This window comes from Thalassobius vesicularis (assembly GCF_004799325.1).
In the GTDB taxonomy this organism is placed as follows: domain Bacteria; phylum Pseudomonadota; class Alphaproteobacteria; order Rhodobacterales; family Rhodobacteraceae; genus Thalassobius; species Thalassobius vesicularis.
In genome coordinates this window covers 214,038-230,455 of record NZ_SSMD01000002.1, presented here as the reverse complement: position 1 = coordinate 230,455, position 16,418 = coordinate 214,038, and the positions used below count along the sequence as shown (strand labels likewise).

General features: G+C 63.6%; 15 protein-coding genes. 5 read left to right on the top strand and 10 right to left on the bottom strand.

Annotation, left to right across the window (positions count from 1 at the left end; all coding sequences use genetic code 11):
- Nucleotides 1-4 precede the first annotated feature (4 nt).
- From E7681_RS04875 to parE, 8 genes are all read right to left on the bottom strand, one after another.
- Nucleotides 5-685: a hypothetical protein gene (locus tag E7681_RS04875; protein WP_136338154.1), complete on the bottom strand. Its 681-nt coding sequence runs from the start codon at nt 683-685 to the stop codon at nt 5-7.
- Between the two features lie 214 nt (nt 686-899).
- Nucleotides 900-3,122 (bottom strand): NADP-dependent isocitrate dehydrogenase, encoded by a 2,223-nt coding sequence (locus E7681_RS04870; RefSeq protein WP_136338153.1) that lies wholly within the window; start codon nt 3,120-3,122, stop codon nt 900-902.
- Nucleotides 3,123-3,308: 186 nt separating this feature from the next.
- Nucleotides 3,309-4,121, bottom strand: coding sequence for an energy transducer TonB (locus E7681_RS04865; RefSeq protein WP_136338152.1), 813 nt, complete (start codon nt 4,119-4,121; stop codon nt 3,309-3,311).
- Nucleotides 4,118-4,501, bottom strand: coding sequence for an ExbD/TolR family protein (locus E7681_RS04860; protein ID WP_136338151.1), 384 nt, complete (start codon nt 4,499-4,501; stop codon nt 4,118-4,120). The genes E7681_RS04865 and E7681_RS04860 overlap by 4 nt, the downstream gene beginning before the upstream one ends.
- Nucleotides 4,502-4,504: 3 nt before the next feature.
- Complete coding sequence (locus tag E7681_RS04855; protein WP_136338150.1) at nt 4,505-4,879, bottom strand: ExbD/TolR family protein; 375 nt, start codon at nt 4,877-4,879, stop codon at nt 4,505-4,507.
- On the bottom strand, nt 4,879-5,589 hold the full coding sequence (locus E7681_RS04850) for a MotA/TolQ/ExbB proton channel family protein (RefSeq protein ID WP_136338149.1): 711 nt from the start codon (nt 5,587-5,589) through the stop codon (nt 4,879-4,881). The genes E7681_RS04855 and E7681_RS04850 overlap by 1 nt, the downstream gene beginning before the upstream one ends.
- Before the next feature lie 465 nt (nt 5,590-6,054).
- On the bottom strand, nt 6,055-6,990 hold the full coding sequence (locus E7681_RS04845) for an HNH endonuclease (RefSeq protein WP_136338148.1): 936 nt from the start codon (nt 6,988-6,990) through the stop codon (nt 6,055-6,057).
- A 31-nt stretch (nt 6,991-7,021) separates the two neighbouring features.
- Nucleotides 7,022-8,977, bottom strand: a complete 1,956-nt coding sequence (gene parE / locus E7681_RS04840; protein ID WP_136338147.1) for a DNA topoisomerase IV subunit B — start codon at nt 8,975-8,977, stop codon at nt 7,022-7,024.
- A 226-nt stretch (nt 8,978-9,203) separates the two neighbouring features.
- Here parE and E7681_RS04835 point away from each other — a divergent pair, with 226 nt between their 5' ends.
- A complete protein-coding gene (locus E7681_RS04835; RefSeq protein WP_136338146.1) occupies nt 9,204-9,890 on the top strand; it encodes a redoxin domain-containing protein in 687 nt (228 codons plus the stop codon).
- Between the two features lie 67 nt (nt 9,891-9,957).
- Nucleotides 9,958-10,629, top strand: coding sequence for a dimethylsulfonioproprionate lyase family protein (locus tag E7681_RS04830; RefSeq protein ID WP_136338145.1), 672 nt, complete (start codon nt 9,958-9,960; stop codon nt 10,627-10,629).
- A gap of 92 nt (nt 10,630-10,721) precedes the next feature.
- Here the strand turns inward: E7681_RS04830 and E7681_RS04825 are convergent, their stop codons facing one another.
- Both E7681_RS04825 and E7681_RS04820 read right to left on the bottom strand, forming a co-directional pair.
- Nucleotides 10,722-11,606 (bottom strand): alpha/beta fold hydrolase, encoded by an 885-nt coding sequence (locus E7681_RS04825; protein WP_136338144.1) that lies wholly within the window; start codon nt 11,604-11,606, stop codon nt 10,722-10,724.
- A gap of 106 nt (nt 11,607-11,712) precedes the next feature.
- Complete coding sequence (locus tag E7681_RS04820) at nt 11,713-12,297, bottom strand: hypothetical protein (protein ID WP_136338143.1); 585 nt, start codon at nt 12,295-12,297, stop codon at nt 11,713-11,715.
- A gap of 367 nt (nt 12,298-12,664) precedes the next feature.
- Here E7681_RS04820 and ppk2 point away from each other — a divergent pair, with 367 nt between their 5' ends.
- From ppk2 to E7681_RS04805, 3 genes are all read left to right on the top strand, one after another.
- The gene (gene ppk2, locus E7681_RS04815) at nt 12,665-13,684 is read left to right on the top strand and encodes a polyphosphate kinase 2 (protein ID WP_136338142.1); all 1,020 of its coding nucleotides are present in this window, start codon (nt 12,665-12,667) and stop codon (nt 13,682-13,684) included.
- Between the two features lie 104 nt (nt 13,685-13,788).
- The gene (locus E7681_RS04810; protein WP_136338141.1) at nt 13,789-14,844 is read left to right on the top strand and encodes an NAD(P)H-dependent flavin oxidoreductase; all 1,056 of its coding nucleotides are present in this window, start codon (nt 13,789-13,791) and stop codon (nt 14,842-14,844) included.
- A gap of 138 nt (nt 14,845-14,982) precedes the next feature.
- Nucleotides 14,983-16,341, top strand: coding sequence for an MATE family efflux transporter (locus tag E7681_RS04805; protein WP_136338140.1), 1,359 nt, complete (start codon nt 14,983-14,985; stop codon nt 16,339-16,341).
- Nucleotides 16,342-16,418 lie beyond the last annotated feature (77 nt).

The window sequence follows — 16,418 nt, the reverse complement described above, 5'->3', positions numbered from 1 at the left end:
AGGTTTAGCTGCAAATTCCCTGCGTGTTCGCGCCTTTCCACGGCACGAAGGCGTGGTGTTGCACGATACTGGACAGGTCTGCCACCGGCATGGCCTGTTTCAACATGTCGTGCAGGCGCTGCGTGCGGGGGGCCTGAGGCGCCAGGGCTCGACAGCAGACATACTCCTCGACGATCGCGGCTTGCTGCTCGTAGGGGTAGGACATGAAGGCGGGTTTCGTAGAGATATCAAACAGATAGGGGTCGTGTCCGGGGCTGTGCTCGGTCGCGGCCTTGAGCGGGTGATAGCCGGTTTTCGCGCGATTCTGCCATTGCCAGACATGCGTCATTTCATGAGCGTAAAGCATCAGCGCGTAGAGGTTACCCTTGCCCTGCACCGCGTATCCGTAATCCGGCGTGAACATGTCCTTGCGGAAAAAAACCTTGTTGAACAAGGTGATAGCCCCCGGTGAGGTGACGAAATATTCCTGCTTGGGTGGCGGGTAAATCCGCTCTGAGCAGGTCACGCGCGGGCGGGCCTTGTAACGGGTGACATAGCTTTCAGCCATGTGGCCGCGGACGAAGCGGACGCGTTCAGGCTTGATTTCATTGCCGAAAATCGTGTCCGAGAAGGCGATTTCGTTCTGCGTCAGGGGCCGTCCGCAGGCCGGAAAAATCAACAAAATCAGGATGAAAAACCGCCACATGCCCGGATTAGGGCCCGGATTCGGCCGGTCTGGCAAGGGGAAATCGCGTTTCGTTTACGTCTTGCTAATCCGGGGAATCGTAAGGTTTTGGGGGAAAACTGTACGCTGGATTTTGGGCGATGCGCGGCGGCCTGCGGCCTTTGTTCCGCGCGTGGGTGCAAAGAAAAACGCCCGCGACTTGCGCGGGCGTTTTCCGAGGGTTTGGCAATGTGCCTTAGCCGATGATGGCGTTCAGCGTGGCCGAGGGACGCATGACGGCGGCCTTTTTCTCGACGCTGGGGTGGTAGTAGCCACCGATGTCGGCTGCGGCACCCTGAACGGCTGCGATCTCGGCCAGGATGGCGGCTTCGCCGTCGGCCAGGGCCTTGGCGACCGGCGCGAATTCAGCGGCCAGAGCGGCGTCGTCGGACTGCGCGGCCAGGGCTTCGGCCCAGTAGCGGGCGAACCAGTAGTGGCTGTCGCGGTTGTCCGGCTGGCCAACCTTGCGGTCGGGCGAGCGGTTGAAGTCCAGGATGCCCTGGGTCGCCGCTTCGGCTGCGGTGGCCAGAACGCCGGCCTTGGCGTTGCCCTTGACGTCCGCCAGGAAGTTCAGCGACTCGGACAGGGCGCAGAATTCACCCATCGAGTCCCAGCGCAGGTGGTTTTCCTGCACCAGCTGTTCGACGTGCTTGGGGGCCGAGCCGCCAGCACCGGTTTCGAACAGGCCGCCGCCGTTCATCAGCTTGACGATCGACAGCATCTTGGCCGAGGTGCCCAGTTCCAGGATCGGGAACAGGTCGGTCAGGTAGTCGCGCAGCACGTTGCCGGTGTTGGCAATGGTGTTCTCGCCCTTGGTGATCGTTTCCAGCGAGGCGACGGTGGCCAGGTCGGGGGACATGATCTCGAACTTGTCGGCGACACCGGCGGCTTCCAGCGCGGGGGTGACGTACTTGATCAGCTCGGCGTCATGGGCGCGGTTGGCGTCCAGCCAGAAGATCGAGCGGAAGCCGGTCAGGCGCTGACGGTCCAGGGCCAGCTGGATCCAGTTCTCGATCGGGGCTTTCTTGACGGTGCAGGCGCGCCAGATGTCACCGGCCTCGACATTGTGCGAGTGCAGGGTCTGACCGTTGGCCAGCACGACGCGGATGGTGCCGTCTGCAGGAGCCTGGAAGGTGGTCGGGTGCGAGCCGTATTCCTCGGCCTTCTGGGCCATCAGGCCGACGTTCTGAACGGTGCCGGCGGTGGCCGGGTTCAGGGCGCCGTTGGCCTTGAAGAAGTTGACGGTCTCTTTGTAGACGCCGGCATAGCAGTTGTCGGGGATGACGCAGTTGGTGTCAGCCTCTTTGCCGTCGGCCCCCCAGCCCTTGCCGCCTGCGCGGATCAGGGCGGGCATCGAGGCGTCGATGATGACGTCGGACGGCACGTGCAGGTTGGTGATGCCCTTGTCCGAGTTCACCATGTACATGCCCGGACGATCTGCGTTCAGCGCGTCGATATCGGCCTGGATGGCAGCGGCGTTCGGCAGGGTGGCGATACGTGCCAGCACGTCGCCCATGCCCGAGTTCGGGTTCACACCGGCAGCTTTCAGATCGTCGGCGTACTTGTCGAAGATCGGCGCCAGCCATGCCTTGACCGCGTGGCCAAAGATGATCGGGTCCGAGACCTTCATCATCGTGGCTTTCATGTGCAGCGAGAACAGGACGCCGTTTTTCTTGGTGTTCTCGATTTCCTCGGCCAGGAAGGCCGACAGCGCCTTGGCGGACATGAAGGTCGCGTCAGCAACGGTGCCTTCGTCCAGCTTCCAGCCGTCTTTCAGCACGGTCACGGCGCCGTCCTTGGCGACGAATTCGATCTTGGCGGCACCGGCCTGAGCGGCAGTGATGGTGGCCGACACTTCGTTGGCGTAGAAATCGTTGCCCGACATCGAGGAGACGTGGGTCTTCGAGGTGGTTTCCCACTTGCCCATGCGGTGCGGGTTCGACTGGGCGTAGGATTTGACGGCCTTGGCGGCGCGACGGTCCGAGTTGCCTTCGCGCAGGACGGGGTTCACGGCCGAGCCCTTGATTGCGTCATAGCGCGCGCGGATCGCCTTTTCGGCGTCGTTGGCGGGCTCTTCGGGGTAGTTGGGGATGTCGTAGCCCTGGCCTTGCAGTTCCTTGATCGCGGCCACCAGCTGCGGCACCGAGGCCGAGATGTTCGGCAGCTTGATGACGTTGGCGTCGGGGGTTTTCACCAGCTCGCCCAGCTCTGCCAGGTCGTCGTTGATTTTCTGCGCGGCGGTCAGCTTTTCCGGGAAGGTCGCCAGGATACGGCCGGACAGCGAAATGTCCTTGGTGCCCACGGTGACGCCGGCAGCTGCGGCGAACTTGCGGATGATGGGCAGGAACGAGGCCGAGGCCAGTTCGGGCGCTTCGTCTACAATGGTATACAAAATGTCGGGGGTCGAGTTTTCAGCCATTTTTCTACCCTTCTTTCTTTTGGTAGCAGAGAATGTGTCGGCGGGGCCGCGATGCGGCAGTCCTGAAATCACCCGAAGCAGGCCGAGGCACGGTCGCGGGCAGGTTGTTCCGCGTTTCCCATAGATCACGGGGCGCAAAAGATCAATTCTGGAGTGGTCGATTAGGCGCGAAAGGGTGACGCAGGCCTAGCCGTCAAAGCGGATCGTCAGGTTGAAGGCGAAACTGCGCCCCTGCAGGGCCTGCGGAGCGGGCGGGAAGCGCCCGGCGCGTTTCACGGCCTGCACGGCGGCGCGGTCCAGCGCGGGATGCCCGGCGGATTTGGTGACGCTGACCGATTGCAGCTTGCCATCCGAGGACACGCCGAGGCGCAGGCCAACCGCGCCGTCACGCCCTCTGGCGGCCAAGGGGTAGGCCTTGCGCCGCTCGATTCGGGACAGGATTTGGGCGGCCCAGTCGGCGGTCAGGCTGCGGGTCTGGGCGGCAGACAGGCTGGGCGCGGTCGATTTGGCCTTGCCCGCCGCACCGCTATTGCCGCTGCCCGCCGCCTTTTGGGCGGTGCTGGGGGCGCTGGGTTTGGCCGGTTTGGGTTTGGGCTGTGGCTTGGGTTCGGGTTTCGGCTCTGGTTTCGGCTCGGGCTTGGGTTGCGGCGTTGCCGGGGCGGTGTCCAGCACCGGGGCGGCGGCGCTGTCGGGTGGCGGCAGGGACGGGCCGGGGGCCGTGGGCTGGACCAGCGGTTGCGGCAGTTGAACGGGCTGGGCGGCGGCCTCGGGCTGCGGCATCTGCGGGGCGTCGGGGGTGGGGGCGGTGGCGGGCGGTGCCTCCCACTGTTCGACCAGCGCGGCCAGACGGGCGGGGGCGGCGGCCAGCGTCACCAGCGCCTTGCCAGCATCCCCCGCAGCCCCAGCGGCCCCGGTGGGCGATTGTAGCGCGGTAAACGCCAGCAGGTGCAGACCGGCGGCGGCGGTCAGGAACAGGGAGCCTTCGAGCAGCGCCTTCATGGCGTCACCGTGATCAGCTGCACCTGCGTCAGCCCAAGCGCCGCCAGTTGCGGCAGCAGGCGGGCCAGCGCGGTGGCGGGGGCGCGGGCATCGGCGCGGACCTGCACGGGCGCATCCGGGGTCAGCGCGGCGGACAGGGCGGTCAGTGCCGCCTGATCGCGCGCGTCCCGAAACGCCAGTTGCCCCTGGTCAGAGATATAGAGTGTCAGCCCGCCATCCGCCGGATCGGCCGAGCTGGTCTCGGGCGGGGTGACGGCGAACGGCTCGGGCGGGGCGATCTGCGCGGTCATCAGAAAGAAGATCAGCAGCAGGAACACCACGTTGATCATCGGCACGATGCTTTCCGAGCGCGGCTTGCGGGGCGGGCGGGCGAACTGCATCGGCTACTCCACCAGCATCAGGGCGGGTTTGCCGGCGGCGGTCAGCGCGTCCATGACGGTGACCACGCGCTGCAGCGGCACGTCCGTACCTGCGCGCAGCACGATCGGGTCGTCGGGCGTGGCCATCAGCGGATCCAGCGCGGCGGGCAGGGTGTCGAGCGTCGTGGCGATGCCGTTCAGCATCAGGCTGTCCGTGCCGATCTGCACCAGACGCGGCGGGCCGGACCATTCAGCGCCCATGCCAGCGGGGCGCAGCAGGATCTGCGTGTCGTGGCCAAAGCGCGCGGCCAGCATGAAGAACACCAGCAGCAGGAACACCACGTCGATCATCGGCGTCAGGCTGGGCCTGCGCCGGGGGCGGGGCTGCCCGAACTGCATCACTCGGCGGCCTTCAGCGCCTTGTTCTGGCGCGTTTCGGGGCGCGAGAGGGGGCGCAGGAAGATGCGGGTGGCGGCGTCCTCCATCTCCAGCCGCAGGCGGTCCTCGACGCTTTCGAACCAGCTGAGCGCCATCGAGGCGGGGATCGCCACGGCCATGCCGGCGGCGGTGGTCAGCAGTGCCTCCCATATCCCGCCGGCGAGGGTGGCGGGATCGGCCTGCGCGCCGGCCTGTTGCAGCGCCTGAAACGCCGAGATCATGCCCAGAACGGTGCCCAGCAGCCCCAGCAGGGGCGCGATGGTCGAGATCAGCTCCAGCGGGCGCTGGCCGCGTTGGGCATGGGCCAGCACACGGGCGGCGACACGGGTGGTTTCGGCGCGAGCGGCGTCATCGGAGAGGCCCGGATCCAGCCGCGCCTGCATCGCCGCATGGGCCAGGATCGCGCGACAGGTGCGCCGGTTGGCCAGAATTTCCTGCGCGGCGGTTTCCTGCCCGTCGCTCCATTGCGCGACGGCACATTGCACGTGCCCGCCGCCATTCCACGCGCCCAGACGCGACAAATCCCAGGTTTTCCACAGAATCAGTGCGGCCGTAATCACCGACAGCGCGCCGATCACCCACATGGCCGGACCGCCCGTCGCCAGAATTTCCAGCGCGGTTTCAAGGCCTTGGCTCAGGTCGATCTGGGCCGGTGCGGCGGTGGCGTCCATTCCGGGGCTCCTGCGGGGGGCATGACGGGTCCGGTCAGGTTTCCGGCATCGGGGGGCGCGTTGTCAATATCGCCGGGCAGAAACGCAAACGGGGCGAGGTCAGACCCCGCCCCGATCAGTGCTGAAATCAGGGATCAGTGCCGGATGATGCCGGGCGCCGCTAGCGGGCGCGACGGGCTGTCCGAGACCGAGGCAATCGCGGAAATCGCCGTGACCGCCAGGGCCCAGCCCACGATGAGGGTTGTAAAACGCATGTCTGAACTCATTGAAACGAAAGGTGGTAATGAGAGCAGGGTAGACGTTCGGAGAGGGGAGCGGCAGTCCGGGATTCCTGACCTGTAAGGAATGGGAGGGGGTGCCTATGCAGACCAATGCGGAATGCACAGCATTCCGCCGCGCCCGAGGCGTTCACAGGGCGTTTGTGAGGCCCAATCGTACTTTGTTTATAGTGAACTTCTTAAATCTTTAAATTTGAAATAAATGTCCTGAAATGAAGAGTTTGTTAATGCTCGGCCAATTTTTTGAGTTTCGAGGGAGGGAGATTTTCTTACCTTCTAGTGCCAAATATTCAGTAGCTTCTGAGTGAGAATCTTTAAATTGATTTGAAAACCTAATCCGGTAGTTTTGGTCTATTAGAAGGAAACCGGCGTCGAATAAAGAATGTATATCCTTTCTCAGCAAAATCCCGTTTTCAATAGAGTGATCGGGAAACTTGGCGTAGTCTAAAAGATGAGCAGCTTCCAATGTATTTTCAACTGCAGTGCCAGTCACTGCGCAGCGACCTTCATAAGCACCAAGGATCGCAAGCCTGAAAGCACTTTGACCAATTCTTACTTTTTGCTCGGAGTATGTATAGCCTGACGAAGGCGGTTCCGACAAACCGGTAGGCGTAACTGCCTTGACGCTTATATTATACTTCTCTCTGAGTGCTAAATACTTGGTGTGCAGAATTCTTCCTGCATCACTAACGCTTGAATATCCTTTGCCAGACACAATGTTGGGGGACCAGTCTAAAGGCAGTTCAAAATAGTCGTTTTCGTTCAAGAAAACTGGCTCGGTTAGCAATTTAAAGCCAATTAGAGTATTCTGATCTACAAATTCTGTTCTTTTGTATTTTCTAACAATTTCAATGAAACTTTCGAGGCTCTCGACCCCATTCGATATTCCCAAATCTCGCCATGCCGTTCCGATGGTGACCGTACCGGCGGACACAAAAACACCAAACCCTCCGATGAGGTTAATAGGTGATTTTCGGCGAAAAAAGAAAACTCCACCTTCATCTAACACTCGGAAATGTTGCTTTGAAGGTTGCCAAAAATTTATCTCACTTCGCGGCATGTGGTTGCGGCAGAAATTGAACCAGTCGTGGTCTGTGTTTCCGATGTAAAATTCATTTTTCATACTATTGAATTGTCCTTTATAGACTAATCACTTAAACATCTAACTCCTCCACGAACCGGGCGTTCTCCTGAATGTACTGGAACCGCAGTTCGGGTTTCTTGCCCATCAGGCGCTCGACCAGATCGCCGGTTTCGCCGGGTTCGTCCTCGTCTATGGTCACGCGGATCAGTTTGCGCGAGCCGGGGTCCATCGTGGTTTCCTTCAGGTCCTTGGCGTCCATCTCGCCCAGGCCCTTGAAGCGCGAGACGTCGATCTTGCCTTTGCCGCCAAGGCCCTTTTTCAGCCACTCGTCGCGCTCGGCCTCGTCCAGACAGTAGACGCGGCGCGCGCCTTGCGTCAGGCGGAACAGGGGCGGGCAGGCCAGGTACAGGTGGCCCTGATCAATCATCGGGCGCATCTGGGTGAAGAAGAAGGTCATCAGCAGCGAGGCGATGTGCGCGCCGTCGACATCGGCGTCGGTCATGATGATGACCTTGTCATAGCGCAGGTCGTCGACGTTGAACTTGGTGCCCATGCTGACGCCAAGCGCCTGGCAGAGGTCGTTGATCTCTTGGTTGCTGCCCAGTTTCGACGACGCCGCGCCCAGCACGTTCAGGATCTTGCCGCGCAGGGGCAGCAGGGCCTGATTGACCCGGTTGCGCGCCATCTTGGCAGAGCCACCGGCCGAGTCGCCCTCGACGATGAACAGCTCGGTGCCGTCGCGGTTGTTGGAGGAGCAGTCGACCAGCTTGCCGGGCAGGCGCAGCTTCTTGGTGGCCGATTTGCGGGCGGTTTCCTTTTCCTGACGGCGGCGGAGGCGTTCCTCGGCGCGCAGGACGAGGAAGTCGAGGATGGCGCCCGCGGATTTGGTGTCGGCGGCCAGCCAGTTGTCGAAGTGGTCGCGGACCGAGTTTTCGACAAGGCGCTGGGCCTCGACGGTGGCCAGACGGTCCTTGGTCTGGCCGACGAATTCGGGTTCACGGATGAAGCACGACACCAGCGCGCAGCCGCCGGTCAGCAGGTCGTCGCGGGTGATCTGCGCGGCTTTCTTGTTGTTGACCAGCTCGCCATAGGCGCGGATGCCTTTGAGGATCGCGGACCAGAAGCCCGCCTCGTGCGTGCCGCCTTCGGGGGTGGGGACGGTGTTACAGTAGGACTGGATGAAACCGTCGCGCGAGGGCGTCCAGTTGATCGCCCATTCGACCTTGCCGGGGGTGTTGAACTTCTCGGCAAACTCGACGGTGCCGGCAAAGGGCTGGTCGGCATAGGTGGAGGCCTTGTCCAGCGTTTCCTTGAGGTAGTCGGCCAGACCGCCGGGGAAGTGGAAGGTGGCCTCGGTCGGGGTTTCGCCGTCGTCGATGGCGGTTTTCCAGCGGATTTCGACGCCCGAGAACAGGTAGGCCTTTGACCGGATGGATTTGAACAGCCGCGCGGGTTTGAAGCGGTGATGGCCGAAGATTTGTTCATCCGCGTGGAAGGTGACGGTGGTGCCGCGCCGGTTGGGGGCGGCGCCGATCTTTTCGACGGGGCCCTGCGGGATGCCGCGGCTGAAGCGCTGCTCGTACAGTTCCTTGTTGCGCGCGACCTGCACGACCATCAGGTCGGACAGCGCGTTCACGACGGATGCGCCGACACCGTGCAGACCGCCCGAGGTCTGGTAGGCCTTGCCCGAGAATTTGCCGCCCGCGTGCAGGGTGCACAGGATCACCTCCAAAGCGGATTTGCCGGGGAATTTGGGGTGCGGGTCAATCGGGATGCCGCGCCCGTTGTCGCGCACGGTCAGCGAGTAATCGGCGTTCAGCTCGACCTCGATCCGGTTGGCGTGGCCGGCGACGGCCTCGTCCATCGAGTTGTCGAGGATCTCGGCCACCATGTGGTGCAGCGCGCGTTCATCCGTGCCGCCGATATACATACCGGGGCGTTTTCGGACGGGCTCCAACCCCTCCAGCACCTCGATCGAGGAGGCGTCATAGGTTTCGGGCTGGGTTCCATCAAGGAGATCGGTCATCGGCTGCTCGACTTCGTGTTTGTTGGTCTTGGATCATAGTCAAGCGGGCGGGGCTGGGAAAGCCAATTCCTGCCTGTCGCGGATGTCCGGGGAACGGCCCCCATCGGCAAGGCCCCGCCGGATTCGCGCGTAAGGTGAGGAATGCCTCAATTTCGTCGGAACTTTCAGGCATGATGCACGTTATTGGGGAGCATGACTTTAACTACTCGCCCAGAAGGGTTTCGCGATGACCGATTTGCAGAACGATCCGCCCAAGCCGGTGACACCCCGGCGCAGACGCGCGCGCTGGACGCCGACAGTGGGGACCGAGGTGCCCGATTTTGCAGCCGAAACCACGCGCGGGCGGCTGGAACTGCGCAAGTGGGGCGCGGGCAACTGGCTGTATCTGTTCGCTTTTCCGTCAACGTTTTCCTCGGTCTGCACGACGGAACTGGTGGCGCTGGCGGCACGGCGTCAGGCGTTCGAGGCGCTGGGCGTGCGGCTGATGGGGATCACCCCGGCGGCCATGAAACCCACGCTGGACTGGGTGCTGGACCTGGAAAAGCTGTTCGGGCTGGACATCCATTTCCCCATCGTCGCGGACGAGGGCGGCGCGACCCTGCGCCAGCTGGGCCTGATGCCGGCCGAGGGCGGGCTGGCCAGCCGCCCCAGCCTGTTCCTAGACCCGGCGGGCAAGCTGCGGATGCATGCGACCTATCCGGCGCGAATGGGGCGATCCGTCCCCGAGGTGCTGCGTTGTTTCGAGGCGATGAAGGACGTGGATTATTCCGGGCTGGCGACCCCGGCCGACTGGATGCCGGGCGATGATCTGGTCGCCCCCAAGGGCGTGGATGCCGAGCAGATGCAAAGCGTGTTCGGAGACGACTGGAGCAAGGTCAGCGATTACCTGATGGTGGCTCATGTAAAGGGTTAGATGTCGCTTTTGGGCGGGACAGGGCGGTTTCGTCCTCGCAAGCTGCCTCGGGAAAGAGGAGGCGCCGATGGAGGACCAGGCCCCGCAACCGCGGGTCAGCGACCGGCCGGACTGGCTGTATCTGCTGCGTGAATTCTACGAAATGTACCGGTTTCTGCCCGCAGGTGGCAGCAAGACGATCCGCGCCCACCAGCGGGTGGTGCGCGAAGCGATCGCGCGGCTGATGCGGACCGACCCGGTGATGCGCTCGGTCCCGCCCGCGCAACTGCCGGTGACGGCGCATCTGCGGCGCGCGCTGGACGAGGGGCGCTCGGGCGTGCTGGCGCCGGTGGCGCGGACGCTGGACGCGGTGGACCACGCGCTGCACTGGGAATACGGCTATGACAAGGTGCCCAAGGGGCTGGCGCGGGCCTATGGCTATGCCGAGATCGCCGGGCCGAACGGGCCGATCCCCAGCACCGAGGTGATCCTGGGCCTGGTTCTGTTCGCGCCGGGCTGCACCTATCCGGCCCACGCGCATCAGGGCATCCACGAAAGCTATATCTGCCTGTCGGGGTCGGTGTCCGAGAATGACTATGGCGTCTATGCGCCCGGATCGTCGATCTACAACCCGCCGGGACACACGCACCGGATCACCGTGTCAGACCTGGAGCCGGCGCTGCTGGCCTATGCCTGGATCGCCGAACCCGAAGTGTTGGCTGGCAACAAGATGGTGCTGGGCGTGCCGCGCCCGAAATAGGCGAGGCGATCGGGGCTGGGGGCCGGAATTTTTGAAAAATTCCGGACAAAATTCTTTGAAAGAATTTTGCGCCCTTGGGCTGGGGGATCACGTCAGGCCGTTTGCTGCGCCAGCCAGTCGCGGATGATCCGTGCCACCTCGTCGGGTTTCTGGTGGGCCAGCCAATGGTCGGCGCCGGGGATCTCGACCCGGGTCAGGGCGTCGCAATAGGCCTCCAGCCCTTCGGTGGCTTCGGGCAGCAGTGCGGTGTCGTCCAGGCCCCAGATCAGCAGGTGGGGCATCGGCACGCGGAACTTCGCGACGGGGAAGTCGGGGGCCTCGACTGCCTCGCCGGGGCCGCCGAGTTTCAGCGGAGAGGCGCGGTACCAGTTCAGCATCCCGGTCAGCCGCCCCGGCCGCGCCCATTCGGCGGCATAGGTGGTGCGTTTTTCGGGGGTCAGCCAGCTCATGTCCATCTTTGCCGAAAAGGCGCGGGTCAGGTTGGCGTAGTTGTCGGCTGACAGCCAATCCTCGGCGCCGTCACGTTTCAGCGTATGGATGTATTGCGAGGCCAGCGTCTGCCCGCCGCCCGCCGCCATCGCGCGCTGGAACGGGCCGGGGTGGACGCCGTTCATCACGATCAGCCGGTCCACCAGGTCGGGCCGGAACATCGCCAGCCCATAGGCCACGGCCGAGCCCCAGTCATGCCCGATCACCGTCACTGGACCGGCCCCCAGATGCGCGATCAGCGCGGCCATGTCCCCCACCAGATCCGAGGTGCGATAGGCGGTCACGTCTGCGGGCGCCCAGCTTTGGCCATAGCCGCGCTGGTCGGGGGCGATGCAGTGATAGGTGTCGCTCAGGCGGTCAGCCAGTTCGGCCCATGCGCCGGCATATTCGGGAAAGCCGTGCAGGAACAGCAGCACCGGAGCGCCTGCTTTCCCCCAGCCCAGATAGTGGAATGGGTGCCCGTCGATCTGGATATGGTGGCTGAGCATTGCCGGTATTCTCCCTGTGCCAGGCCCTTGGCCTCCTCCTACCAAGAGCCTAGCACAGGTTGCGGGGACGCAAAGCGGTTCGCTGCGTCACCCGTGGCGCACACGCTCAGATCTGGCTGCGGGCGTTGGCGCGCAGAAAGGCCTCTCGCAGGCCGAACCACAGATCGGTCGAGGTCATCGGGCGGCGCAGCATCACGTCGCCGATGGTGCGCTGTTCCAGCGGCCAGCTTGACTGGGTTTCAAACGTGCCCAGCACGATGACGGGCAGCGTCGGTTCAGTCCGGCGCAGCAACAGCAGAAGGCGGGTGAAATCAAGCGTGTCGCCCGGAAACTGGTCGCGGTCGATGATCACCGCATCGACATGCGCGCCGTAGTCGCGGACCAGATCGGTAAAGCAGTCGGGGTTGTTTTCGTCGATCATGTCGACGCTGAACTGGGTTTTCAGCCAGCCACGGGTCGTGGTGACATCGGGGGTTTCGGCCCCGAGGTACATGATACGGCGATGTACCAATGCGGCCTGGATCACCTCGTCATCCTTTTCGGAGGTGACCAGGGTGCTAAGCACGCGCTCTGACAGGTCAGCCGTGGCAGAGCGCACGCGCTCTAGCAGGCCGGGTTTCGGGTCTTCGACGACCTTGGTCTTGTCTGCGATACTGAGACGGTAGATTTCAATTGCACCGGAGTGTTTCATGATGTTGCTCGGGACTGTTTGCTGCTGGTTTGCTTGTCGCCGAAAACGCATGCGGAAAAAACGATCCCATTCGTGCTGTCGGGGGGCTTCGGACGGATGGGGGGCTATCCGTTCGGATGAGAATCGGGGTGAATAATTTGATCACATTCCGCACTGCGAAATGAGCCGGACCATTAATTAATGAATGTGGAAAATGGTCCCACTGGTTAATTTTTTGAAGATGCAAATGATTTATTTTCGAATCGCCTTTTGGCTGGCGCCGTTTTCCGCGTGAAAATGACAAAACCGTAACAAGTTATTGATGCGCATCAAGGCGCTTGGGGCGGGGGTCTGGTAGACTCGGGCCATGTTCAAAAAGGAGTGATGAATGACCGTGACGCCCCCCGCCGCGAAGGCAGAAACCGTTGAAGTGAAAGCCATCGAAACCGCTGCAAACGGGGTGAGTGCGGATGCCGCCTCGGCAGTGGAGAATGCACAGGCTGCCAAGCCCGCCAAGCCTGTCCGCATCAAGCACGTGAAGCCGACGCCGGATCAGGTGCGCCATGCGTTCGAGTCGGGCGAATACCCCTACACCACCAAGCTGTCCCGCCGCACCTATGAGGCGCAGAAGGCCAAGATTCAGGCCGAGCTGCTGAAGGTGCAGCTGTGGGCGCAGGAAACCGGCCAGAAATTCGTGCTGCTGTTCGAAGGCCGCGACGCCGCCGGCAAGGGCGGCACCATCAAGCGGTTCACCGAACACCTGAACCCGCGCTCGGCCCGTGTCGTGGCGCTGAACAAGCCCACCGACGAAGAGCGCGGCCAGTGGTATTTCCAACGCTACATCAACCACCTGCCGACCGCGGGCGAAATCGTGCTGTATGACCGCAGCTGGTACAACCGCGCGGGTGTGGAACGGGTGATGGGTTTCTGCGAGCCGAACGAATACCTGGAATTCATGCGCCAGACGCCCGAGCTGGAGCGGATGCTGGTGCGCTCGGGGATCCGTTTGTACAAGTACTGGTTCTCGGTCACGCAGGCGGAACAGCAGGCGCGTTTCAAATCGCGCGAGACCGACCCGCTGAAGCAGTGGAAGCTGTCTCCGATCGACAAGGCCAGCCTGGACAAGTGGGAAGACTACACCGAGGCGAAAGAGGCGATGTTCTTTTACACCGACACCGCCGATGCGCCGTGGATCGTGGTCAAATCCAACGACAAGAAACGCGCGCGCCTGAACTGCATGCTGCATTTCCTGAACTCGCTGGATTACCCGGGCAAGGATCTGCACATCGCCCATGCGCCCGATCCGCTGATCGTGGGCGGGGCGAACCACGTGATCCACCGCTCGGACCACATCCTGGGCAGCGCGCTGCACCCGGACATGCGCAAGGCGCGCGAGCCTCAGGCGTGATCTGACCCGACGATTGCCAAGGCCGCCGATCCGAAAGGGTCGGCGGTTTCGTCTTGTCCGGGGGATGGGCGCGCGGCTAGGTTGCGCGTCAGGAGGACCCCGTGATGACCGATCTGCTGCAGCGACTGGGGCTGGATTGCCCGATCTTTCAGGCCCCGATGGCGGGCGTGGCGACGCCTGCTCTGGCGGCGGCGGTCAGCAATGGCGGGGCGCTGGGCGCGCTGGGGCTGGGGGCCTCGGATGCGGCAACGGCGCAGCGGATGATCCAAGAGACGAAGGCGCTGACTGTGCGGCCCTTCAACGTCAACCTGTTCTGCCACCGCCCGGCCGTGGCGGATGCGGCGAAAGAGGCCGCCTGGCTGGCGCATATGGCCCCCCAGTTCGCATTGTTCGGGGCGGTGCCTCCTTCTGCTTTGTCCGAGATTTACCAGTCGTTCCTGACCGATGACGCGATGCTGCAAGTGCTGGTGCAGGAACGCCCCGCCGTCATCAGCCTGCATTTCGGCCTGCCCGATGCCGAGCGTCTGGCCGCGCTGAAGGCGACGGGCGCGGTGCTGCTGGCCACGGCCACCAGTCTGGAGGAGGCGCAAGCGATCCAGGCGGCGGGTCTGGACGGGATCGTCGCGCAGGGGATCGAGGCGGGCGGTCATCGCGGCATGTTCGACCCCGAGGCGCCGGATGCGCGGCTGGGCACCCTGGCGCTGGTGCGGCTGCTGACGCGCCACGTCGATCTGCCGGTGATCGCGGCGGGCGGCATCATGGACGGGGCAGGGATCAAGGCGGCGCTATCGCTGGGGGCGGCCGCAGCGCAACTGGGCACGGCCTTTGTCGGCTGCGATGAAAGTGCTGCGGATGCCGACTATCGCCAGGCGCTGACCGGGCCCGGCGGCTGGGCAACGCAGCTGACCCCGGCGGTCTCGGGCCGGCCGGCGCGCTGCCTGCGCAACGCCTATATCGCGTGGTCCGAAGACGCGCCGCGCGACCAGCTGCCCGACTACCCCATCGCCTATGACGCCGCCAAAGCGCTGGCCAGTGCCGCCCGCGCGGCAGGCACGCCGGGCTGGGGCGCGCAATGGGCCGGACAGGGCGCACCGATGGCCCGCCCGATGGCGGCGGGACGGCTGCTGTCGCTGCTGCAGGACGAGTTGCGCAACGCCTGAACCAGGGCGCGCAAATTTCTTTCAAAGAAATTTGTCCGGAATTTTTCAAAAATTCCGCAGCGCCGGTGGCACCGTAGTAATCCGGTGCCCAGCGGGCAGAGGCTTGTCTGTCTCACGGTCCAGCGATAGGGCAGGATGATGACCCCTCAGATGACCCATACGCAGCATTTGCGCGCCATTCTGGTGCTTGGCCTGCCGTTGATCGGCAGCCATGTCGCCCAGTTTGCCATCTGGCTGATCGATGCGGTCATGCTGGGCTGGTACGACGTGCAGGCGCTGGCTGCACAAGTGATCGCGGGCATGGTGTTTTTCGTGCTGTTCATTATGGGGTCGGGCTTTGCCTGGGCGGTGATGCCGATGGTGGCCGAGGCCGAGGCGGCGGGTGATACCACGCAGGTGCGCCGCTACACGCGCATGGCGATGTGGATTTCGATGCTGTTTGGCTTGCTGGTTCTGCCCGTGATGATCTGGGCCGAGGCGGTCCTGTACGCCCTGGGCCAGTCTCCCGAGGTGGTGGCGCTGGGGGCCGATTACCTGCGCGTCGCAGGTTGGGGGATCTTTCCGGCGCTGCTGGTGATGGTGCTCAAATCCTATCTGGCGGCGTTGGAGCGGACACGCGTCGTTTTGTGGGTGACGCTGAGTGCGGTCGCCGTCAACGCGCTGGTCAATTACGTGCTGATTTTCGGCCATTGGGGCGCGCCTGAAATGGGGATCGTCGGCGCGGCCGTGGCCTCGGTCGCGGTGCAGGTGGTTTCGGGCGTGCTGATGGCGTTGTATGCGGCCGTGGCGACGGCCGAGCATGAACTGTTCGTGCGGTTCTGGCGCCCGGATTGGGAGGCGTTCGGCAAGGTGTTCCGCCTGGGCTGGCCGATCGGCATCACCAACCTGGCCGAGGTCGGATTGTTCGCGGCGGCCTCGACCATGATGGGCTGGCTGGGGACGATCCCGCTGGCAGCGCATGGGATCGCGCTGCAAATCGCCTCCTTGACCTTCATGGTGCATCTGGGCCTGTCCAATGCTGCCACGATCCGCGCCGGGCGTGCGCTGGGCCGTGTCAACCGGGCTGAATTGGTGCGGGGCGCGCAGGTCGTGCTGGCGCTGTCGTTGGGGATGGCGCTGCTGACGGTTGTGACCTTTCTGTCCGTCCCCGAGCTGTTGATGGGCCTGTTCCTGTCGCCGGACGAGCCGCAGCGGGATGCGGTTATCGCGCTGGGAGTGCCGCTGTTGGCAGCGGCGGCGGTGTTCCAACTGGCCGATGCCAGCCAGGTGATGGCGCTGGGGCTGTTGCGAGGGGTGCAGGATACCCGCGTGCCGATGGTGATCGCGGCGATCAGCTATTGGGTGATCGGGGTGCCGGTCAGCTATGGGCTGGGCTTCGGGCTGGACTGGCAGGGGCCGGGGGTCTGGATCGGCTTGACCGTCGGCCTGTTCCTGGCCGGGTCGTTCCTGATGGGCCGGTTCTGGTTGCACTCGGTCCGCAAGGTGCCGCAGGGCTAAGCGCGCGTTCGGGGGTGGGGGTCGGAATTTTTGAAAATTCCGGACAAAATTCTTTGAAAGAATTTTGCCCCCGGTCC

Excerpts from the sequence above, each read along its gene's own strand:
- E7681_RS04805 (WP_136338140.1), top strand. The coding sequence starts at position 14,983 with ATGACCCCTCAGATGACCCATACGCAGCATTTGCGCGCCATTCTGGTG.
- E7681_RS04855 (WP_136338150.1), bottom strand. The coding sequence starts at position 4,879 with ATGCAGTTCGGGCAGCCCCGCCCCCGGCGCAGGCCCAGCCTGACGCCG.
- E7681_RS04845 (WP_136338148.1), bottom strand. The coding sequence starts at position 6,990 with ATGAAAAATGAATTTTACATCGGAAACACAGACCACGACTGGTTCAAT.
- E7681_RS04865 (WP_136338152.1), bottom strand. The coding sequence starts at position 4,121 with ATGAAGGCGCTGCTCGAAGGCTCCCTGTTCCTGACCGCCGCCGCCGGT.
- E7681_RS04860 (WP_136338151.1), bottom strand. The coding sequence starts at position 4,501 with ATGCAGTTCGCCCGCCCGCCCCGCAAGCCGCGCTCGGAAAGCATCGTG.
- E7681_RS04875 (WP_136338154.1), bottom strand. The coding sequence starts at position 685 with ATGTGGCGGTTTTTCATCCTGATTTTGTTGATTTTTCCGGCCTGCGGA.
- E7681_RS04825 (WP_136338144.1), bottom strand. The coding sequence starts at position 11,606 with ATGCTCAGCCACCATATCCAGATCGACGGGCACCCATTCCACTATCTG.
- parE (WP_136338147.1), bottom strand. The coding sequence starts at position 8,977 with ATGACCGATCTCCTTGATGGAACCCAGCCCGAAACCTATGACGCCTCC.
- E7681_RS04870 (WP_136338153.1), bottom strand. The coding sequence starts at position 3,122 with ATGGCTGAAAACTCGACCCCCGACATTTTGTATACCATTGTAGACGAA.
- E7681_RS04835 (WP_136338146.1), top strand. The coding sequence starts at position 9,204 with ATGACCGATTTGCAGAACGATCCGCCCAAGCCGGTGACACCCCGGCGC.
- ppk2 (WP_136338142.1), top strand. The coding sequence starts at position 12,665 with ATGACCGTGACGCCCCCCGCCGCGAAGGCAGAAACCGTTGAAGTGAAA.
- E7681_RS04810 (WP_136338141.1), top strand. The coding sequence starts at position 13,789 with ATGACCGATCTGCTGCAGCGACTGGGGCTGGATTGCCCGATCTTTCAG.
- E7681_RS04820 (WP_136338143.1), bottom strand. The coding sequence starts at position 12,297 with ATGAAACACTCCGGTGCAATTGAAATCTACCGTCTCAGTATCGCAGAC.
- E7681_RS04850 (WP_136338149.1), bottom strand. The coding sequence starts at position 5,589 with ATGGACGCCACCGCCGCACCGGCCCAGATCGACCTGAGCCAAGGCCTT.
- E7681_RS04830 (WP_136338145.1), top strand. The coding sequence starts at position 9,958 with ATGGAGGACCAGGCCCCGCAACCGCGGGTCAGCGACCGGCCGGACTGG.